The organism is Burkholderia sp. SRS-25 (genome assembly GCF_004343765.1).
Classification (GTDB): Bacteria; Pseudomonadota; Gammaproteobacteria; order Burkholderiales; family Burkholderiaceae; genus Burkholderia; species Burkholderia contaminans.
Genome location: NZ_PTXM01000009.1, coordinates 102,651 through 120,000, shown reverse-complemented (window position 1 = coordinate 120,000; position 17,350 = coordinate 102,651). Strand labels below are relative to the sequence as shown.

At 69.9% G+C, this 17,350-nt stretch carries 15 protein-coding genes; 5 read left to right on the top strand and 10 right to left on the bottom strand.

All coding sequences use genetic code 11. From position 1 onward, the window contains the following. Position 1: 1 nt before the first annotated feature. The gene (locus C5O79_RS14075) at positions 2-403 is read right to left on the bottom strand and encodes a BON domain-containing protein (protein WP_122478541.1); all 402 of its coding nucleotides are present in this window, start codon (positions 401-403) and stop codon (positions 2-4) included. 242 nt (positions 404-645) lie between these two features. Between C5O79_RS14075 and C5O79_RS14070 the strand changes: the two genes are divergently transcribed. Next, positions 646-1,965, top strand: a complete 1,320-nt coding sequence (locus C5O79_RS14070; protein WP_046546449.1) for a glycosyltransferase family 1 protein — start codon at positions 646-648, stop codon at positions 1,963-1,965. Beyond that, on the top strand, positions 1,965-3,011 hold the full coding sequence (locus tag C5O79_RS14065; protein ID WP_122479070.1) for a UDP-glucuronic acid decarboxylase family protein: 1,047 nt from the start codon (positions 1,965-1,967) through the stop codon (positions 3,009-3,011). Before C5O79_RS14070 ends, C5O79_RS14065 begins: the two co-directional genes overlap by 1 nt. Positions 3,012-3,042: 31 nt before the next feature. Here the strand turns inward: C5O79_RS14065 and C5O79_RS14060 are convergent, their stop codons facing one another. Beyond that, on the bottom strand, positions 3,043-5,358 hold the full coding sequence (locus C5O79_RS14060; RefSeq protein WP_122478538.1) for a PAS domain-containing protein: 2,316 nt from the start codon (positions 5,356-5,358) through the stop codon (positions 3,043-3,045). Positions 5,359-5,471: 113 nt separating this feature from the next. On the opposite strand from C5O79_RS14060, the gene C5O79_RS14055 reads away from it, so the two are divergent. Both C5O79_RS14055 and C5O79_RS14050 read left to right on the top strand, forming a co-directional pair. After that, complete coding sequence (locus C5O79_RS14055; protein ID WP_122478536.1) at positions 5,472-6,182, top strand: PIG-L family deacetylase; 711 nt, start codon at positions 5,472-5,474, stop codon at positions 6,180-6,182. Beyond that, on the top strand, positions 6,161-7,084 hold the full coding sequence (locus C5O79_RS14050; RefSeq protein WP_122478534.1) for a glycosyltransferase family 2 protein: 924 nt from the start codon (positions 6,161-6,163) through the stop codon (positions 7,082-7,084). The genes C5O79_RS14055 and C5O79_RS14050 overlap by 22 nt, the downstream gene beginning before the upstream one ends. Positions 7,085-7,098: 14 nt before the next feature. On the opposite strand, the gene C5O79_RS14045 is transcribed toward C5O79_RS14050, so the two are convergent. Beyond that, positions 7,099-8,466: a sigma-54 dependent transcriptional regulator gene (locus C5O79_RS14045; protein WP_047852980.1), complete on the bottom strand. Its 1,368-nt coding sequence runs from the start codon at positions 8,464-8,466 to the stop codon at positions 7,099-7,101. Between the two features lie 345 nt (positions 8,467-8,811). On the opposite strand from C5O79_RS14045, the gene C5O79_RS14040 reads away from it, so the two are divergent. Beyond that, positions 8,812-9,834: a sigma-54 dependent transcriptional regulator gene (locus C5O79_RS14040; protein ID WP_046546444.1), complete on the top strand. Its 1,023-nt coding sequence runs from the start codon at positions 8,812-8,814 to the stop codon at positions 9,832-9,834. A 22-nt stretch (positions 9,835-9,856) separates the two neighbouring features. Here the strand turns inward: C5O79_RS14040 and C5O79_RS14035 are convergent, their stop codons facing one another. From C5O79_RS14035 to C5O79_RS14005, 7 genes are read right to left on the bottom strand one after another with little or no spacing between them, the layout of a single operon-like run. Continuing rightward, entirely contained in the window at positions 9,857-10,807 is a 951-nt protein-coding gene (locus tag C5O79_RS14035) for a glycosyltransferase (RefSeq protein WP_047852982.1), read from the bottom strand. Further along, complete coding sequence (locus C5O79_RS14030; RefSeq protein ID WP_047852983.1) at positions 10,797-11,882, bottom strand: glycosyltransferase family 9 protein; 1,086 nt, start codon at positions 11,880-11,882, stop codon at positions 10,797-10,799. Before C5O79_RS14030 ends, C5O79_RS14035 begins: the two co-directional genes overlap by 11 nt. After that, entirely contained in the window at positions 11,879-12,880 is a 1,002-nt protein-coding gene (locus tag C5O79_RS14025) for a glycosyltransferase (RefSeq protein WP_122478530.1), read from the bottom strand. Before C5O79_RS14025 ends, C5O79_RS14030 begins: the two co-directional genes overlap by 4 nt. Then, positions 12,877-14,622: a carbamoyltransferase C-terminal domain-containing protein gene (locus C5O79_RS14020; protein ID WP_122478528.1), complete on the bottom strand. Its 1,746-nt coding sequence runs from the start codon at positions 14,620-14,622 to the stop codon at positions 12,877-12,879. The genes C5O79_RS14025 and C5O79_RS14020 overlap by 4 nt, the downstream gene beginning before the upstream one ends. 3 nt (positions 14,623-14,625) lie before the next feature. Next, positions 14,626-15,828: a glycosyltransferase family 9 protein gene (locus C5O79_RS14015; protein ID WP_122479068.1), complete on the bottom strand. Its 1,203-nt coding sequence runs from the start codon at positions 15,826-15,828 to the stop codon at positions 14,626-14,628. After that, on the bottom strand, positions 15,825-16,436 hold the full coding sequence (locus C5O79_RS14010; RefSeq protein WP_122478526.1) for an HAD-IIIA family hydrolase: 612 nt from the start codon (positions 16,434-16,436) through the stop codon (positions 15,825-15,827). The genes C5O79_RS14015 and C5O79_RS14010 overlap by 4 nt, the downstream gene beginning before the upstream one ends. Continuing rightward, positions 16,427-17,209: an SDR family oxidoreductase gene (locus tag C5O79_RS14005; RefSeq protein WP_046546438.1), complete on the bottom strand. Its 783-nt coding sequence runs from the start codon at positions 17,207-17,209 to the stop codon at positions 16,427-16,429. The genes C5O79_RS14010 and C5O79_RS14005 overlap by 10 nt, the downstream gene beginning before the upstream one ends. Positions 17,210-17,350 lie beyond the last annotated feature (141 nt).

Here is a 17,350-nt window from a genome sequence, read left to right as displayed (position 1 = left end):
GTCACTTGGCCCGGATCGTCAACTGATCGCGCACGTCCTGTACGCCGTCGACCTGCTTCACGACGCTGACGGCCTGCGTGCGTTGCGCCTCCTCGGGCACGCTGCCGGTGAGCGTCACGATGCCGCGCCGCGTCTTCACGTGGATGTCGCCGGACGACAGGCCGTTCGTCCCGACCAGCTCGGCCTTCGCCTTGGTCGTGATCGTCGCGTCGCGGATCTTCGTGCCGGTCGTCGAATGCGACGACGACGACGTCGACGCGGCACTGTCGTCGCCGGCGGCGAACGCGTTCGGCGCGATCACCGCGCACGCCGTGGTGGCGGCGATCGCGATCGCCATGCCGGCGCGCATCGCGTTGCGACGACGGAACCTCCGGGAACGGGCTTGCAGTGGAAATGCCTTCATCGTGACCTCCTTTCGTCGAGCCGGGATTGCCGGCAGGTGAACGGGACAGCGCAAGTCGCGTGCCGCGCCGCCGGTGCGGCGCCGTCGCGGGTTCTCCCGATCAGACGCCCTTTCATCCAACCCGTTGTAATTTTTTCGGTATCCCGACGGGGGGTTCCGCGGGCAACGCACCGGGTATGACGCTTGCCGATCCACAGGCAACGGTGGCCCATCCACGCGGCCCCGATACCGGGAGCAACACCATGCAAAGAATCGCGTTGATCAGTGAGCATGCATCGCCGCTGGGGGTGATCGGCGGCGTCGATGCCGGCGGGCAGAACATCTATGTCGCGAACGTCGCGAAGCAACTGGCCGAGCGCGGCCTCGACGTCGACGTCTATACGCGCTGCGACAATCCGCACCTGCCGGAAGTCGTGCCGATCGGCACGCGCATGCGCGTGATCCACGTACCGGCCGGACCACCGACCGACGTGCCCAAGGAGCGGCTGCTGCCGTACATGGTCGCGTTTGCGGACGGCATGGTCGCGCGCATGCGACGCGAAGCCGACCCGGTCGACGTGATGCACGCGAATTTCTTCATGTCGGGCGACGCGGCATTGCGCGTGAAGCGGCAGCTCGGCATCCCGCTCGTCACGACCTTTCATGCACTCGGCCGCGTGCGCCGGCTCCATCAGGGCGACGCCGACGGCTTCCCCGATGCGCGCTTCGCGATCGAGGACACGCTCGCGCGCCGCTCGGACCGCGTGATCGCCGAATGCCCGCAGGATGCGCTCGACCTGACGACGCACTATCGCGCCGACGCCGCGCGCATCGAGATCGTGCCGTGCGGTTTCGACGTGCGGGAACTCAGGCCGACGCCGCGCATCGACGCGCGCGCGCAGCTCGGCTGGCCGCAGGATGCGTTCGTCGTGCTGCAGCTCGGCCGCCTCGTGCCGCGCAAAGGCATCGACACGGTGATCGACGCGCTGGCCCGCATGCCGCGCGACCCGCGACGGCCGACCCACCTTTATATCGTCGGCGGCAGCCAGGCCACGCCCGACCCGGCCCGCGACCCGGAACTCGCCCGCCTCGCCGGGCTGGCGCACGACCTCGGGATCGCCAATCGCGTGACCTTCGTCGGCCGGCGCGACCGCGACACGCTGCACCTGTACTACAGCGCGGCCGACGTGTTCGTCACGACCCCGTGGTACGAGCCGTTCGGCATCACACCGGTCGAGGCCATGGCCTGCGCGACGCCGGTGATCGGCAGCAACGTCGGCGGCATCCGCACGACGGTGGACGATGGCACGACCGGCTATCTCGTCCCCCCGCGCGATCCCGCCGCGCTGGCCGCGCGGCTCGTCCAGCTGCGCGCGCAGCCCGAGCTCTGCGCGGCGCTGGGACGCGCCGGCTACCTGCGCGCGCATCGTTTCTACACATGGAAAGGCGTGGCCGACCGGCTCGTCGACATCTATCGCGACGTCGCCCGCCCACGACGCGCCGGCGCGTCGGCCGGCACCGGTCACCGCACGCCCGTCTCGATCACACAAGGCGCGCTCGCCCATCGCAAGGAGAACGCATGATGAAGGGCCATGATCGCAAACGCGTGCTCGTCGCCGGCGGCGCCGGCTTCCTCGGCTCGCATCTGTGCGAACGCCTCGTGTCGGACGGCCACGACGTGCTGTGCGTCGACAATTTCTACACGGGCGCGAAGGACAACATCGCGCACCTGCTCGACGCGCCGACCTTCGAGCTGATGCGGCACGACGTGACGTTTCCGCTCTACGTCGAAGTCGACGAGATCTACAACCTCGCGTGCCCCGCGTCGCCCGTCCACTACCAGCGCGACCCGGTCCAGACGACCAAGACGAGCGTGCACGGCGCGATCAACCTGCTCGGTCTCGCCAAGCGCGTGAAGGCGCGCATCCTGCAGGCGTCCACGAGCGAGGTGTACGGCGACCCCGACGTCCATCCGCAACACGAGCAATACTGCGGCCGCGTGAACCCGGTCGGCGTGCGCGCCTGCTACGACGAAGGCAAGCGCTGCGCGGAAACGCTGTTCATGGACTATCACCGCCAGTACGGCGTCGACGTGCGGATCGCGCGCATCTTCAACACGTACGGCCCGCGCATGCATCCGGCCGACGGCCGCGTCGTGTCGAACTTCATCACGCAGGCACTTGCCGACGCGCCGTTGACCGTCTACGGCGACGGCAGGCAGACGCGCTCGTTCTGTTACGTGGACGACATGGTCGACGCGCTGATCCGGCTGATGGACGAGCCGGGCGACGCGAGCGAGCCGGTCAATCTCGGCAGCGACGCCGAAATCGCGATGCTCGACATCGCGCGCGAAGTCGTGCGGATCGTCGGCGCGACGGTCGCCATCGAGTTCCGGCCGCTGCCGTCCGACGATCCGCGCCAGCGGCGGCCGAACCTCGATGCCGCGCAGCGGCGCCTCGACTGGCGCGCGACCACGCCGCTCGCCACCGGGCTCGCGCGTACCGTGCGGTACTTCATTCATCGGCAGGCCGCGCTTCATCTGCCCGGCGATCTCGTTCGCAGCACGCAGATCGCGTCGCACCTGCTCGCGCAGGTCGATATGCCGCGCCGCCCGGCACCGGCGCAGTGACGACGCCGGCGCATTCGGCGCGCGACGTCCGTCAGTCGTCGCGCTTCGTCACGTGCATGATCTTGTGCGCCAGTTCGCGCACGTCGACCGGCTTGCAGAGATAGCCGTCGAAGCCGGCCTCGAGGGCTCGGCGCTCGTCCGCCAGCCCCGCGTGCGCGGTGACGGCGAGCACGCGCAGGTTCCGCGTGTCGCCGTTGCCGTGGCCGTCGCCGGCGCCGTGCCGGAGCGCATCGAGCAACCAGAAGCCGTCTCCGTCCGGCATCGCCAGATCGGACAGCACGACGGTAGGCTGCAGGGCGGCGGCCATCGCGAGCGCTTCGCGGCCCGACGACGCGACCGTGACGGCCGCGCCGAACGTCGTCAGCGCGGCCGTCAGGCTCGCGCGCGTCGTCGCATCGTCGTCGACGATCAGGATCCGCTGCATGGCGAGCCCGAGTGACGCGGGACGATCGCCTGCCTGCGCGAACCCCCACGCCATCGCGCCGGCCGGTTGCCAGTCGGCCGGCAACCGCACCGTGAACGTCGAGCCGAGATTGCGGCCCGCGCTTTCGGCCGTCACGGTGCCGCCGTGCAGCTCCGCGATATGCCGCACGATCGACAGCCCCAGGCCGAGCCCGCGTCGCGACGACGCGGGCGATTCGTCCGCGCGACGGAACATGTCGAAAACGTACGGCACGAACTCGGGCGCGACCCCCTGCCCCGTATCGGCCACGGTCAACACCGCGTGCGTGTCGTTGCGCGCGAGCCCGACGTGCACGCTGCCGCCGCCCGGCGTGAACTTGAGCGCGTTCGACACGAGGTTCGACAGCATCTGCCGCAACCGTTCGGCGTCGCCGGACACGACGAACGTGCTGGACCCGCAAGCGAATTCGAGCATGACGCCGGCCGACGACGCGGCCGTCTGGAACGTGCCGACCGAGTCGGAGAACAGCCGCGCGATGTCGACCGGCGCCGCGTCGAGCCGCAGCTTGCCGGTCGCGAGCGACGACGCGTCGAGAATGTCGCCGACCATCCGCGTGAGCGAGCGCGCGCTGCGGTCGATCGCATCGATCGCCTGACGCTGCAGCGCGTGGTCGACCGAATTGCGCAGCACCTCGACCCAACCGTAGATCACGTTCAGCGGCGTGCGCAGTTCGTGCGACACCGTGGCCAGCAACTCGTCCTTCAACCGGTTCGACGTGTCGGCCTGGTCGCGCGCATCGCACGCACCCTGCAGCGACCGCTTCGCGCGCAGATCATGCCGGCGCCGCGCACCGGTCTCGTGCAGCGTCAGGGACAGCGACAGCGTCGCGCGCACGTCGCCGCGCAACCGGCGCGCCGACACGGTCGCGCGAAACCGCCGGCCGTCGCGCCGGACGCACAGCAGTTCGAACGGCCCGACCGCGTCGACCAGGCTATCGAGCGATTCGGCGAACGGGTTGCGCCGCAGCCAGCGCATCGCGACCAGGGTCTCGAGCGAACGGCCGCGTGCGTCGTCTTCGTCGTAGCCGAAAATCCGCTGCGCGGCCGGGTTCCAGCTGATGATACGGCCCTCGCCGTCGACGCCGACGATCGCGTCGGGCGATGCGTCGACGACCGCCTGCTGAAGCCGCGACGCATCGACCCGCGCGCGGTCCGCGCTGGCGTCGCGCACGATCATCACCGCGCCGTCGATGTTGCCGTGCACGTCGCCGAGCGGCGACGCCGCTTCGACGACCGGTACCGGATCGCCGCCCTCCCCCGCCTGCAGCCAGTGCCGGTCGGACGTCGCATGGGCGCCGCCGAGCGCGCGTTCGAGCGGGGTCGTCGGCACGCGGCGGCCCTCGTGGTCGACGATCCGCAGCACGTCGCGCGCGGGCCGCCCCGTCGCGTCTTCCGGCCGGCAGCCGACGAGCTCGGCCGCGGCCGCGTTGAGGTAGGTGAGCCGCCCGTTCGCGTCGGCCGCGATCACACCGTGCGGCAGTGCCTGCAACACGGCTTCGAGCCGCTGCCGCGCGGCCGCCTCGCGCCGGCGCGCATGATCGTTCGTGATCCGCGTATGGCGCAGCATCGCCGCGAGCGCGCACACCAGCACGCCGACCAGCACGAACGTGCCGAGCTGGACGAGCCGGCCCGAGAGCGGCGCCGTATAGGCCGCCGGATCGGACAGGAACAACGTCCACACGAGGATGCCGCTGGCCACGGTCGACACGATGCCGAACAGGAACGACGTCGCCCAGGCCGCGGCCGCGAGCAACGGGTAGAACAGCACGAACGGCAGGTTCACGCCGCCGAAACGGATCGCGAGCGCCTGCAGCACGGTCGCGATCGCGACCAGCATCGTGGCCATGACGTAATTGCCGGCGCGCGGTCGGGCCATTTCAATCATCGGGCACGCTCCTGCGTCGAGCGTCCGGGCGCGTTCGGCAAACGACGGCCGGGCACGATGCCTGCTCGCCCGTGACGCCGCCCGGCTGGCCACCCACCCACGGAGATCACCTCATGACGCATGCGCCGACACGCTGGCTCGTTATCTCGCCGCATCTGGACGACGGCGTCTTCAGTTGCGGGCGCCTGCTCGCGGCAGCACCCGGTTCGATCGTCGTCACCGTGTTCGCCGGCATTCCCCCGCGCGATACGCCGGCACCGCCGTGGGATCGGCGCGCGGGCTTCGATCGCGCCGACGAAGCCATGCACGCGCGCCGCGACGAGGACCGTCGCGCACTCGCCCACCTCGACGCGCGGCCGGTCTGGCTCGACTTTCTCGACGATCAATACGGCATGCCCGCCGCATCGCCCGAGATTGCCGCGCGCGTGGCGACGGAGATCGACGCCCATGCCAGGTTCGGCGTCCTCGCGCCGGCGGGCCTGTTCCACCGCGACCATCTGCAGGTGCAGCAAGCCGCGCTGTCGCTGCTGGATCGCGCACGCGCGTCGCACGACGCGGCGCGCCGGTGGCGCTTCTACGAGGACGTACCGTACCGCCGGATCGCGGGGCTGATGGCCGCTCGGGTGATCGGCTGGCGCGAGCGCGGCTGGATCGCCCATCCGGACGGCGCGCCGGCCGGCGACCACGCGCAAGACATCGCCGCCAAAACCGCCGCGGTCGACACCTACGCGAGTCAGGTTGCGTTGCTCGAGCCTCATATGCGCGCCGACCTCCGTGAACCCGAAACATACTGGCGGCTCGAATGCGACGTCACGTTCGCGTAACACCCGCGCACAACGTTCTGCCGCCGGCCGAACCGCGCGTGACCGCCATCGTGCTGACGTTCAGACGGCCGACCGGTCTCGCGCACACGCTGGCGCGGCTCTCGTCGCTGCCCGACCGGCCCGCCATCGTCGTCGTCGACAATGCGGCGCAAGCCGACACCGCCGCCCTGATCCGCCACCGCTTCCCGCACGTCATACTCGTGCATGCGCCCGCCAATCTCGGCGCGGCCGGCCGCAACCTCGGCGTCGCCGTCGCCCGCACGCGCCACGTCGCGTTCTGCGACGACGACACGTGGTGGGCACCCGGTTCCATCGAGCAAGCGGCGAACCTGCTCGACGCGCATCCGCACGTCGCGGCCGTCACCGCACGCGTGCTCGTCGGCGCCGACCAGCGTGAAGACCCGACGTGCCGCCTGATGGCCGACAGCCCGCTCGATGCGCCCGTGACACTGCCCGGCCGCCCGATCCTCGGCTTGCTGGCCGGCGCGACGGCGTTCCGGCGCGACGCGTTCGTGAAGGCAGGCGGCTACCATCCGCGCTACTTTCTCGGTGGCGAGGAAGCGCTGCTCGCGCTCGACCTGTACCGCGCCGGTGAGTGGCTCGTCTATGCGCCGCGCCTGACGGTCCATCATCACCCGTCGACGCAGCGCGACTCGCTCACGCGCAGCCGCGTCACCGCCCGCAACGCGGTATGGACGGCCTGGCTCAGGTGGCCGGCCCCGGCCGCGCTGCGGCAGACCGTGCGGCTGCTGCCGCGCCTGTGGCGCGAGCGCACGCTGGCGCGCACGTTCGCGGGCCTGGCGTGGATCCTGCGGGAGCGCCGTGCGATCCCGCCGCACGTGGAACGGATGCGCCGCCGGCTCGAGCGCGATGCGCGTCGGGATGCGTGCGACGGAGCATGAGCGCGGCGGCACCATCAGGAATCCGGTTTTCCCGCATCGTCATCCAGTTGCGCGAGCCGGTTGTAGATCGTCTTCAGGCTGACGTCGAGCACCTCGGCCGCCTGCGCCTTCACGCCGCCGCATTGCGCGATCGTGCCGAGGATCAGCTTGCGGTCGACTTCGTCGAGCGGTGTGCCGAACGGCACCGTGACGCGATCTTCATGCGAATCGACCATGCTCGACAATTCGTCCATGATCGGCGGCGGCAGCGTGTCGATCACGTCCGCGTCGCTGAAGATGCTCGCGCGTTGCACGAAGTTGCGCAGCTCGCGCACGTTGCCGGGCCACGCATAAGTCTTCAGCGCGTCGCGCGCGGCCGCCGAGAAACGCAATGTGCGGCCGCTTTCCTCGTTGTAGCGCTGCAGGAACGCCTCGGCGAGCATCGGGATGTCGTCGCCGCGCTCGCGCAGCGACGGCAGCGGAATCGGGAACACGTTGATCCGGTGGAACAGGTCGGGCCGCAGCTTGCCGTCGGCCATCGCGGCTTCCGGATCGCGGTTGGTCGCCGCGACGATGCGCACGTCGACGTCGATCTCGCGCGTCGAGCCGAGCCGCGTGAGGCGCCCCGTTTCGAGCACGCGCAGCAGCTTGACCTGTGACTCGAGCGGCATCTCGGTGATCTCGTCGAGAAACAGCGTGCCGCCGTCCGCGCGTTCGAAAAAGCCCTTGTGCTGGCGCTCCGCGCCCGTGAAGCTGCCGCGGTCGTGGCCGAACATCTCGCTTTCGACCAGGTTCGCGGCGATCGCGCCGCAGTTCACCGCGAGGAACGGGCCGCGCCGGCGCAGGCTCAGGTCGTGCACGGTCTGCGCGGCCAGCTCCTTCCCGGTGCCCGATTCGCCCGTCAGCAGCACCGATGCTTCGGTGCGTGCGACCCGGCCGATCGCGTCGTAGACGGTCTGCATCGCGGGCGAGCTGCCGAGCATGCGGCCGAAGCGCCCGAGGCGCTGCAGTTCCGAGCGCAGCTCGGCAATCTCTTCATGCAGCGCGGTGGTGCGCGGCACGCGCGCGAAGATGCTGTTCAGCCGCTGCATGTTCAGCGGCTTCACCAGGTAGTCGGTCGCGCCACGCCGCAACGCGTCGATCGCGGTTTCGAGGCTCGCGTGGCCGGTGGTCAGCACCATTTCGCAGTGCGCGCGCTTCGGCAACGCATCGAAGAGATCCATCCCGTTGCCGTCCGGCAGCACGAGATCGCACAGCACGAGATCGGGGGTATGCGTCGACACGAGCGTGCGCGCTTCTTCGAGCGTCGCAGCCGTATCGCAGGCCAGTTGCTGAGTGCGTGCGAGCGTCGCAAGCATGGTGCGTGTATCGGCATCGTCTTCGACGATCAGGACGTAGGGCATCGAAGCTCCTCGTGATGCGGCCCGACACATGCATGGCCGGAACCGCGACGGACGCGCAGCGCAATGTACTCGCCTCGTTTCGTGGCGGCACGCGCCGCGCTGCGCATGATCGGATGGACAAGCGTTCCTGCCCGGGATGCAACGCTTAGCAGTATAGAAGAATGGTGTTGCTCATTTCCCGTCGATCGAATAAATCTATCCGGCCGCGCGGCCCGCATTGCCAGATTCAATGTCTCACCGTCGGTATAAAAGGTATTCTCGATACCGAAAACGTGACGCATGCCACGTCATTTTTTCACCTGGTCTCGACGCATCCGGTCAAATCTTCCCGTTCGATAACACACCATGTCGAAATCAGTCGATGACGGCGCGCGGCTCTTCGGCCGCTCGCGTACGATCCAGACCCTGTTGTTGAAGGTGTCGCGCGTGGCCGCGACGCGCGTCGGCGTGCTGATCGTCGGCGAAAGCGGCGCGGGCAAGGACATCGTCGCACGGCTCCTGCACGACATGAGCCCACGCCGCCGCGGGCCGTTCGTTCCCGTCAATTGCGGCGCGATTCCTCACGACATTGCGGAATCGCATCTGTTCGGTCACGAGAAAGGCAGTTTCACCGGCGCGGTTGCCCAGCATGTCGGCATGTTCGAGGCCGCGCGCGGCGGCACGCTGTTTCTCGACGAGATCGCCGAGATGCCGGCCGAGCTGCAGGTCAAGCTGCTGCGCACGCTCGAGTCGAACACGATCGTGCGGGTCGGCGGCCACGAGTCGATCCCGCTCGACGTGCGTATCGTCGCCGCGACCCATCACGACCCGGTCGAGGCCGTGCGTAGCGGCCGGTTGCGCGAAGACCTGTTCTACCGGATCGCGACGGTCGCGCTGCACGTGCCCGCGCTCCGGCAGCGCGAGGACGACGTCGACGATATCGCGCTGCAGATCGTCGAACGGCTGAATGCGCGGCACCGCACGAGAAAACGGCTGTCCACGCAGGCGATGAAGGCACTGCGCGCCTATACGTGGCCCGGCAACGTGCGTGAGCTGCGCAATACGCTCGAGCGCGCGTTCATCCTCGCCGACGAGCAGATCGAACTGCAGTTGCCGCGCCGTGCGCCACCGCGCGACGAATATCGTCACAACGCGATCACGCTGCACATCGGCACGACGCTCGCGCACACGCAGCAGCGCTTCATCGTCGCATCGCTGCGGCATTTCAACGGCGACAAGCCGCGCACCGCAAAAGCGCTCGGTATCAGCCTGAAGACGCTCTACAACCGGCTCGCGCTGCTGCCCGAGCACGAACGGGATGCGTTTCGCGGAACCGGCTCGTCGAACGTGCCGAACGTGCCGAACCCACCCGACGCACCGGCTCCCTGAGCCCGCGCGCCACGCGTGCGACTCACGTCGCGACGTCGTGCAACGCGGCGTCCCAGTCGCGCACGAACCGCTCGATGCCGAAGCGCTCGCACGCGTCGCGCCGCGCGGCGGCGCCCCACTCGCGTGCGAGCTCGGGATCGCGGATCAGCATGCGCATCGCATCGACCAGCACGGCCGGCCGCGTATCGGCCATGCCGTTGCGGCCGCTCCGGACGAGCAGCGCCATCTCGGTCGTCGCGAGCGCGACGATCGGCATCCCGATCATCATCGCCTCGATCACCGCGAGCCCGAGGCTCGTATAGCGGATCGGATTGAAGAAGAACCGGTAGTGCGACAGGAAGTGCGGCAGTGCCGGGTTCGGCACCTCGCCGATGCCGCCCAGCTCGGTCGAGCCCATCCCGACCAGTTCGAGCGGCACGCTGTGACGCACCGCCTCGAACAGGTCGGCGCCCAGGCGACGGCCCCGGCGCGCCAGGTTGTTCACGACCGTCACGCCTTTCGGCAACGTCCCGCGATATTCGACGTTGTCGGGCATCAGCACGCCATGCTCGATCACACGCGTCGGCGTCACGCCGTTGTCCCACATCAACGCGTTGAACGGCGTCACGTGCACCAGCAGGACGTTCGGATCCTGCACCGGATGCAGCGTATCGGTCGGATGCTCGCGCGGCGGATCGTGCTCGACGAACAGGGTCGGCAACGCACGCTGGTCATCGCTCAGCAGCAGCATGCGGTCGTGCTCGTAATGGCGCTGATGCTGGTACAGCACGCAGTCGAATGCGGTGTCGCGCACGCACTCCGCCGGCACCTCGTGCACGTTGTCGCCCCAAGGCAGGTGCCCGACGCGGCCAGCATAGCCGGGCGGATGGTGCGGCTTCGTCACGATGAAAAAATCGTGCGGCGCCTGCGACAGGTAATACAGGTAGTTGCCATGCACGTGCCAGGTCAGCACGCGCAGCCGCTTACGTGACATGACGTCTCTCCTCCGCAAGCAGTTCGCCTGCCCGCTCGATCACGTCGCCGACGCCGATCGCCATCGCGCATTCGTGCCCGTACGGGCACGTGTCGAACATGCACGGCCGGCACGCCGGATAGTTCGCGAGCACGCGATGGCGCGCGCCGTCGAGCGGCGCCCAGCGGGCCGTGTCGCTGCCGCACGCGACGACCACGCTCGGCGTGCCGAGCGCCGCCGCGACGTGCGACACGCCCGTGTCGTTGCACAGCAGCAGCCGTGCGCGTCCGATCAGCGCGGCAAGCGCGCCGAGCGGCGTACGGCCGCACAGGTTCACGCAGGGCCGCGCGAGATGCTCGGCGAACGCATCGGCCAGCGCCAGTTCCGCGCGCGTGCCGGTCAACACGATCTGCCAGCCGTCGTCGGCGAGCTGTCGTGCGGCGAGCGCGAAGCGCTCGACCGGCCAGCGTCGCGACGCCATCCGCGCACCGGGATGCACGATCACGTAGCGCTCCGGATCGAGCGCATGCTCGTCGCACAGCACGTGCCACAGCGCATGATCCAGGCCGCCGAGCGGAAATTCGAGGTAGTCGCCGCACTCTGCATAGCCGAGCGCGCGCATCAGCGCCAGGTAACGCGTGACTTCAGGCTCGTCGTCCCGCCATGCGAGCGTGTGGTCGAGCCGGGTCGCGCCACCGTCGGCCGGCACGAAACCGGCCGTGCGCGTTGCCCCGAGCGACGCGACGATCGCGTTGGTGCACGTGCCGCTGCCGTGCAGCTGGATTGCAAGGTCGAAATCCCTCGCACGGCACTCGGCGACGAACGCTTCACGGGCGGCTGCGTCGGGCACCGGTTGTTCGCCGAGTCCCGGCGCACCGGGAAACGCGATGAAACCGTCGATGTAGCCCGAGAAGCGCGAAGCAAACTCACGCGCCCACGGCAGCCCGATCAGCGTGATCCGCGCGTCGGGTTCGCCGCGCCGCAGCGCGCGCAACGCGGGCACCGCGCACAGCATGTCGCCGAGCTGCAGCGCACGGAACACCGCGATGCGCGCCGGGCGCGGCACGCGCTCGAAATCGGCAGGTTCGGTCGTCATAGGAACAGGACCCGGAAATGAAGCGCGCCGCGCATGCGCCAGTACAGCGACACGGGCGGAATCGCGATGGACGTGACGATCATCTCGGCAACGTGCGACGGCGTGAGTTGCGTGCCGCGCAAGCGCTTCACGCAGAACGCGGCGGTAATCACGGCCCAGGCCGCCGCGCATGCCGTGCCCGGCGCCGGCCACCCGGCCGCGAAGCACGCGATCGCGCCGAGCGCGGCGAGCACCACCGCGTAGTAGTGCCACGGCGGCGCCGGCCGGATATGGCGGCGGTAGGTCGCGCGGTGCTTCTTGTACAGCAGCGCGTCGAAGTAGACCTTCGACTGCTGGCCGATGCTCGCGCCCCAGCGCGCGGGGCGTACCGGATGCACGATGCACGCCACGTCGGCGTCGACGATCGGCCCGGCGTGTTCGCGCAGCGCGAACATCAGGTCCGCGTCCTCGCGCCATGCGCGCGTGAAGCGTTCGTCGAAGCCGCCGACACGTTCGAGCGCCGCGCGCCGCACGAAGCAGTTCGCGGTCGCGAATTCCGCATGCGCGAGGCCGGCCGCATCGCGTTCGTAATCGGTCGGGTGCGGCCGCAACGGCACGTCGATGCGGCCCGCTGCGGCGGACGCGGACGGTTCGGCCAGCAACGCGGCCGTGCCGTGGCGCAGCCACGCCGGATCGGGAATCGTGTCGTCGTCGGTGAACGCGATCAGCGCGCCGCACGCGCTGCGCCAGCCGACGTTGCGCGCACCGGCCGGCCCCTGCGTGGCGGGCGCGGTCATGTAGCGGATCGCCGGCACGTCGGTCACGCGCGCACGGCACCGCTCGACGACGGGCCGCGCGCTGCCGGCGGAATCGTCGTCGACCACGACGATCTCGTAGGCGGTGGCGTCGAACACCTGCGCGCACAGCGCGTCGAGGCAGCGCTCGAGCAGGTCGGGCCGCCGGTAGGTCGGCACGACGACCGACACGACCGGCGGCCGTTGCGTGTCGCGCGCGTTCATCTCGGTTTCTCCAGCAGGAACGAGCCGATCACGAGCGCGTCGAGCGGCGAGGTCCAGAAGCATTCGAGCGCGTCGCGCGGCGTGCAGACGATCGGTTCGCCGCGGGTATTGAACGACGTGTTGACGAGCACCGGTACGCCGGTGAGCGCGTCGAACTCCGTCAGCAACGCGTGCAGCAGCGGATGCTGTGCTTCGTCGACGGTCTGCACGCGCGCGGTGCCGTCGATATGGCGCACGGCCGGAATCGTCGCTTCGGCGCCGGGCGCGACGTCGTACACGAACAGCATGAACGGCGCGCGCAGCGGCGTGCGCCGTCCGCCGCGGAACCAGTGATGCGCCTTGCTTTCGAGCACGACCGGCGCGACCGGGCGAAAGTCCTCGCGATCCTTGATCTTGTTGAGCTTGCGCTGCATGTCCGGGTCGGTCGGCGACGCGAGGATCGAGCGTGCGCCGAGCGCGCGCGGGCCGAACTCCATGCGCCCCTGGAACCAGCCGATCACTCGGTTCGCCGCGAGCAGCGCGGCCGTTTGCGCGGCGACGTCGGCCAGCCGCCGGTACGGCAGCTGGGCGTCCTTCAGGAACGCCTCGATCGCGTCGTCGCCGTATGACGGCCCGAGATACGCATGGTCCATCCGCCATGCGCCGCGCTCGCCGCGCATCCGGAAGTCGGTCCACAGCGCCGCGCCGAGCGCGGTGCCGGCGTCGCCGGCGGCGGGCTGCACCCACACGTCGTCGAACGGGCCGCGATCGCGGATCTTCGCGTTCATCACGCAGTTCAGCGCGACGCCGCCCGCCATCGCGAGCTGCCGCTCGCCGGTCGCGGCGGCCAGCCAGTCGACTGCCTGCAACGTCGTTTCCTCCAGAACGAGCTGCAACGCATGCGCGATGTCGCAGTGATGCGGCTCGATCGGGCCGCCGCGTTCGCGCGGCGGGCCGAACAGCGCGACGAGGTCGCCGTCGAGGATCGCGTAGCGCCCGTCGCCGTCGTAGCGCACCAGATCGCGCATCGCGTCGGCGAACACCGGCTTGCCGTACGACGCGAGCGCCATCACCTTGTACTCGTCGGACGAGTTCAGGAAGCCGAGGTAGCGCGTCACGCGTTCGTACAGCAACCCGAGCGAATGCGGCAGGTTCACCTGGCCGAGCCGCCGGTACGTGCGGCCGTCGAACGCGCCGTAGCTGGTCGTCGCACGCTCGCCGCGCCCGTCCATCGTCATCACCGCGCAGCGCTCGAAAGGCGCCGCCAGAAATGCGCTCGCCTCGTGCGCCAGATGATGCTCGACGAAATGCCAGCGGAACGGCCCGTCGTACGTGACGCCGCGAAAACGCCGCTGCAGATGATGCGGCACACCGCCCGCAAGCTGGCGCGGCGCGTTCACGATCGACGACAGGAACAGCGGATGCCATGGCGACGCGCCGCCGTTGCGCGGCGCGTGGGCCGACGGCGCAAGCGGCAAGGTCAGCGACGGCTCGGCCGCTTCGCGGTCGAGCTCGAACCACGGATCGTATGAGTACGCGACGTGGTCGACGTCCGCGAGCACGATGCCGGCCTCCGCGAGACAGTAGTCGATCGCATGGTAGGGCAGCTCCCAGGTCGAGAACGGTACCGGGCGCTTCGCGTGCTTCACGTGCGTGAAGCGTTCGTCCTCGGCGGCCGCGATCACGACGCCGTCGCGCACGAGGCACGCGGCACTGTCGTGAAAGGCGGCGTTGATGCCGAGCGTATGGATCGGTTCGGGCATGCGTCAGCTCCTCGTGATGGCGGGCGCGAACGGAATCACGTTCGATGGGCTCGCGTCGACCAGTCCGTCGCCCTGCATGGCGGCCCGCACCGCTACCCGCCGCGCATGGCGCATGCGGCCGCGCAGCAGCGCGTGCACGGCTGCGACGGCATCGTCGACGCTCACCGCGCGCAGGCACGGATGGCCGGGTTGATCGCACACGCTGCGGTAGCAGTTGCGGCATGGCACGTCGACGTTCAGCACCCGGTGCGGCACCCGCCAGGGCGTGTGCTGCGGATTGGTCAGCGCATAGAGATCGACCACCGGCGTGCCGAGCGCGGCCGCGAGATGCACCGGGCCGGAATTGTTCGACAGCAGCAGGTCGGCCGTCTCGATCAGCGCGCCGAGTTCGCCGAGCGACAGCATGCCTGCCAACGGCACCGCGCGCGGGCCCGCGCGGGCGCATACCGTGTCGACCAGCGCGCGCTCGCTCTCGCTACCCGTCACCGCGATGCCATCGAACAGCGGCGCGACGCTCGCGGCCACCTCGCCGAAGCGCTCGGCCGGCCAGCGGCGCGACGCCGCGCTCGCGCCCGGATGAACGACGAGCCAGCGCGCCGATGGCGCGCCCGGCCGACGCAGGCCGCCGATGCGCTGCAACGTGGCCCCCAACCGCGCACTGACCGCATGCCGCGCCGCATCGCCCGGCTCGAACGCCATCCGCCAGTTCGACGTCGTGGCGCCGATCGCACGCACGAGCGCAAGTTGCCGCGCCACTTCGTGCCGCACGTGCGATTCCGGTTCGCTTTCCGGCACGCGGTCGGTGAGGAGTTCATACGGCTTCTCGCGGCAATGCGCGAGCCGCAGCGGAATGCCCGCCAGCCAGCACATCATGGCGGCGGGCAGCGGGTTCTGGCTATAGACGGTGAAGATCACGGCCGCGTCGAAACGGCCGGCCAGCAGCCGATCGATCATGTCGAGATCGGCTACCGGATCGCCGCGCACGTCGGGGTGCTTGACCCACGGCGCATCGTAGGTCCATACGTCGTCGACCATCGGCAGGTGCGCCGCCAGCGCGGCGCCCGTGCGCGACGTCAGCAGCGTGAGCCGGCGACCCTCGCCGCTTTCCTTCAGCGCGCGCAACGCGGGCGTCGTCATCAGCACGTCGCCGACGCTGTCGAGCCGCACGCACAGGATGCGTCGCGCGCGACGCCACGCGGTGTTCATCGCCGCACCCACGTGCCGTGCCGCCGCACGGCTTCGCGCACGACGATGTCCGCGGCGAGGTCGACGCGATCGACGACATGGTGCGGCGTGCGCGCGGCGTCGGTGCGCCATTCGGTCTCGTGCCCGCAGTCGACGAGGATCGTGCGGCAATGCGCGGCGCGCCCGGCCGCGACGTCGTCGAGGATGTCGCCGATCATCCAGCTCCATTCGGGCACGGCGCCCAGCATGGCCAGCGCACGACGCAACATGCCGGGGCGCGGCTTGCGGCAGACGCAGTCAACCGTATAAGCCGGCACGCTGCCCCGCGGATGATGCGGGCAGTAAAAAAAATCCGCCAGCGTCGCGCCGTTCGCTTCGAACAGTTCGGCGAGACGCCGGCGGACCGCGCCAAGCTCGTTTTCGGTAAAGCGGCCGAGCGCGACGCCCGGCTGGTTCGAAACGACCACGATCGGCATGCCGGTGGCACCGAGCGTGCGCAGTGCGCGCGCCGCGCCCGGCGCAAGCCGCATCCGCGCCGGATCGACGTTGTAGGGCACGTCGTCGAGCAACGTGCCGTCCTTGTCGATCAGCACGGCTCCCGGCAGCCGCCGTTCGCGCTTCACGGCCATGACGTCTCCTTCATCGGCAGCACCATCACTTCCGGCACCACGGTGCCCGGGGGCTGCGTCAGCACGAAGCGCACGGCGGCCGCGACGTTCTCGGCCGGCTGCAGCGTGTCCGCGTCGATGTCCGGGAAGCGGTCGAGCAGGAACGGCGTGCGCATCCCGCCCGCGACGATCGCCGACACGCTCACGCCGGCCGGCCGCAGTTCGGCATGCAGCGCATGCGACAGGCCGAGCAGCCCCCACTTCGTCGCGTGATAGGCGGACGCATTCGGCCATGCGCGCTTCGACGCGGTCGACGCGATGTTGACGATATGCCCGGTGCCGCGCGCCTTCATCATCGGCACGGCGGCGTGGCACATCAGGTAGGGGCCGAGCAGGTTCGTCATCAGCACCTGCCGCCACGCGTCGACGCTCACGTCGTCGATCGGCGCGGTCACGTCGATCGCCGCGTTGTTGACGATCACGTCGAGGTCGCCGAGCGCTTCCCGTGCGTCGTGCACGACCTGCAGCACGGACGCCTCGTCGCGCACGTCGAGCGGCCGGCCGACCGCCTGCCCGCCGTGCCGTTCGAGCCGCTGCGCGACGGCGGCCGCACGGTCGCCGTCGAGATCGGCGACGATCACGTGCGCACCGTGCCGCGCAAGGTCTTCGCAAATGGCTTCCCCGAGCCCACGGCCGCCGCCGGTCACCAGCGCAACGCGGCCGGCGAGCGGCGCTCCGGCGGAATCGTGTTTGACGTCGTTCACCTGCACCTCCTTGCGAACGTCCGGACGCATCCGGACTGGCTGTGACGCTTGTCGCGACAAGCGTCGATGCAGGAGATACAGCGAGAACCGTGCCGGCTTGCCTGCGCCCGTGCCGCCTCGCGCGCCGGCACGCGCGCGCCGGCTTTTTTATAAGCTGCTGTAAAAACCGCC

Excerpts from the sequence above, each read along its gene's own strand:
- C5O79_RS14075 (WP_122478541.1), bottom strand. The coding sequence starts at position 403 with ATGAAGGCATTTCCACTGCAAGCCCGTTCCCGGAGGTTCCGTCGTCGC.
- C5O79_RS14070 (WP_046546449.1), top strand. The coding sequence starts at position 646 with ATGCAAAGAATCGCGTTGATCAGTGAGCATGCATCGCCGCTGGGGGTG.
- C5O79_RS14065 (WP_122479070.1), top strand. The coding sequence starts at position 1,965 with ATGAAGGGCCATGATCGCAAACGCGTGCTCGTCGCCGGCGGCGCCGGC.
- C5O79_RS14060 (WP_122478538.1), bottom strand. The coding sequence starts at position 5,358 with ATGATTGAAATGGCCCGACCGCGCGCCGGCAATTACGTCATGGCCACG.
- C5O79_RS14055 (WP_122478536.1), top strand. The coding sequence starts at position 5,472 with ATGACGCATGCGCCGACACGCTGGCTCGTTATCTCGCCGCATCTGGAC.
- C5O79_RS14050 (WP_122478534.1), top strand. The coding sequence starts at position 6,161 with ATGCGACGTCACGTTCGCGTAACACCCGCGCACAACGTTCTGCCGCCG.
- C5O79_RS14045 (WP_047852980.1), bottom strand. The coding sequence starts at position 8,466 with ATGCCCTACGTCCTGATCGTCGAAGACGATGCCGATACACGCACCATG.
- C5O79_RS14040 (WP_046546444.1), top strand. The coding sequence starts at position 8,812 with ATGTCGAAATCAGTCGATGACGGCGCGCGGCTCTTCGGCCGCTCGCGT.
- C5O79_RS14035 (WP_047852982.1), bottom strand. The coding sequence starts at position 10,807 with ATGTCACGTAAGCGGCTGCGCGTGCTGACCTGGCACGTGCATGGCAAC.
- C5O79_RS14030 (WP_047852983.1), bottom strand. The coding sequence starts at position 11,882 with ATGACGACCGAACCTGCCGATTTCGAGCGCGTGCCGCGCCCGGCGCGC.
- C5O79_RS14025 (WP_122478530.1), bottom strand. The coding sequence starts at position 12,880 with ATGAACGCGCGCGACACGCAACGGCCGCCGGTCGTGTCGGTCGTCGTG.
- C5O79_RS14020 (WP_122478528.1), bottom strand. The coding sequence starts at position 14,622 with ATGCCCGAACCGATCCATACGCTCGGCATCAACGCCGCCTTTCACGAC.
- C5O79_RS14015 (WP_122479068.1), bottom strand. The coding sequence starts at position 15,828 with ATGAACACCGCGTGGCGTCGCGCGCGACGCATCCTGTGCGTGCGGCTC.
- C5O79_RS14010 (WP_122478526.1), bottom strand. The coding sequence starts at position 16,436 with ATGGCCGTGAAGCGCGAACGGCGGCTGCCGGGAGCCGTGCTGATCGAC.
- C5O79_RS14005 (WP_046546438.1), bottom strand. The coding sequence starts at position 17,209 with ATGCGTCCGGACGTTCGCAAGGAGGTGCAGGTGAACGACGTCAAACAC.